The organism is Streptomyces populi, from assembly GCF_002911015.1.
GTDB lineage: Bacteria > Actinomycetota > Actinomycetes > Streptomycetales > Streptomycetaceae > Streptomyces > Streptomyces populi.
Window position 1 is genome coordinate 1 of sequence record NZ_KZ627083.1, and the last position, 1,795, is coordinate 1,795.

2 protein-coding genes are annotated in these 1,795 nt (G+C 72.6%); one reads left to right on the forward strand and one right to left on the reverse strand.

The genetic code is table 11. From position 1 onward, the window contains the following. The coding region (locus tag CW362_RS42740) for an FHA domain-containing protein (protein WP_162684457.1) at window positions 1-142 on the reverse strand (142 nt) is incomplete at its 3' end. A 238-nt stretch (window positions 143-380) separates the two neighbouring features. On the opposite strand from CW362_RS42740, the gene CW362_RS42745 reads away from it, so the two are divergent. Continuing rightward, window positions 381-1,795, forward strand: a 1,415-nt coding sequence (locus CW362_RS42745; RefSeq protein WP_103554947.1) for a streptophobe family protein, incomplete at its 3' end; no start/stop codon positions are given.

Here is a 1,795-nt window from a genome sequence, read left to right on the forward strand (position 1 = left end):
TCCAGCTGATCGTGGCGTGGCGCCAGGAGACCCTGGCGTCATCGAGCACGATGTCCCCCTGCGGATCACGTCCGAGGGTGTGCGGCCTGGACGCGTCGAGCGTCCAGGTCCGTCCATTCAATTCCAGTACGAGTTCCGGCACTCCAGCCCCACTGAGTTGTCCCCCGAGTTACCCCCATCACGGGGAGTCTAGGGATGTCGAACATCGTGGGGAACTATTTCAGTTCAGGCCCCCTGACCGAAAGTCGGGCCTTGTGAAGGACGGCAACGGGCGGGTTGCCCGCATCCGTTGACGGGGTTGAAACCGGGCCGGAGAGTGGTAATCCCACACGAGGGGGACATTCGCGGGATCACCGCGGCGCGGATCGGGGGGTCTGGCGATGAGCATCGGAACCGGCATCGGAACCACGCACCACGGCGGGAGCACCAGGGGTGTGCCGTGGGGGGACGTGCTGTTGAGCGCGATCGCCTCCGTGAGCTGGGCGTTGATCGGAATGGCGGGCACCGCCGCGCTCGGTCTGCACCTGCTGGGGGCGGACTCGGCGGCCTCTCTGGGTCCCATGACCGCCGCGATGGTGGCCCTCGGGGCGAACGGCACGGTGACGCCGTCCGGTGACGTCTCCGCCTTCGGGCTGAAGGGAGCGCAGGCGCACACCGCCGTCCAGATCACGCCGCTGGGTGTGGGGCTGGTCGGCGCCCTGCTGCTGTCGTGGTTCTTCCTGCGCTCCCTGCGCGGGGCGGGGTCCGTCGTGACCCCGGCCGAACTCCTGGCGCGGGCCGGCTCGGTGATCACCCTGTTCGTGGCGACCCTGGGCGGGCTCGCCTGGGCCGGGCACGACGTCATCACGATCGACGGCGACCGGCTCCGGCTCGACGAGGTCACGGGCGGTGGCGGCGGGCTCGGTTCCATCACGGACAAGCTCCCGGGCGGTTTCGGGGACCTCGGGGACCTCGGCGGTCTGCTGCCCGGCAGGATCGGGGACCTCGTGAAGGCGAAGGCCGCCGTGGGGTTCTCCGTCGACACCGTGCCGACCCTGCTCGGCGGGGCCGCGTGGGCCGCCTCGGTCCTGCTGATCGCGCTGCTGGCCTCCCGGCGCACGCCGTTGCCGCGCGGCTGGGACGCCGTGCACCGCGCGGTGCGGCCGGCCGTCTCCTCGCTCGTCACCGTCCTGCTGGTCGCCGTCCTCGCCGGACTCGCGGCGGCCGCGTACGCGGCGATCGGTGACGCCCACCCCGAGCGGATCGCGGGAGCCGCGCTGCTGGGCGCCCCCAACGGTGTGTGGCTCGGCATCCCGCTCGGGCTCTTCGTCCCCTGGGACGGCAGGGCCACGGGCGAGCTCGCCAAACTGTTGCCCGACCCCCTCGACAGGCTGCTGGCCGTCGACACGTCCCGGCCGGTCACCCTCGGCCGGCTCGCCGAACTCGACGGGCGGGTATGGCTGTTGGCGCTCGCCGTCGCCCTGATGATGCTGTACGCCGGTGTCCTGACGGCCGCGCGTACGCCATTCGTACGGGGTGGGGGTGCGGTGGCCGGCGGAGCGTCGGGGGGGCCGGGTGTACGGGGTGACACCGCTCTGCGGTTCGCGGGGCGCTGCGCGCTTCGGCTGGGCGTCGTGACCGCGCTGGCCCTGCCGCTGCTCGCGTGGCTGACGGAGGTGTCGGTGGACGCCTCCTTGTCCGTGTTCGGGTTCGACGCGTTCGGGGCGGGGATCGAGTTGCACGGGCGCTCGGGGGTGGCGTTGGTGCTGGGGGCGCTGTGGGGGGCGGGGGCGGGGGGCGTGGGGGCGTTGCTGGC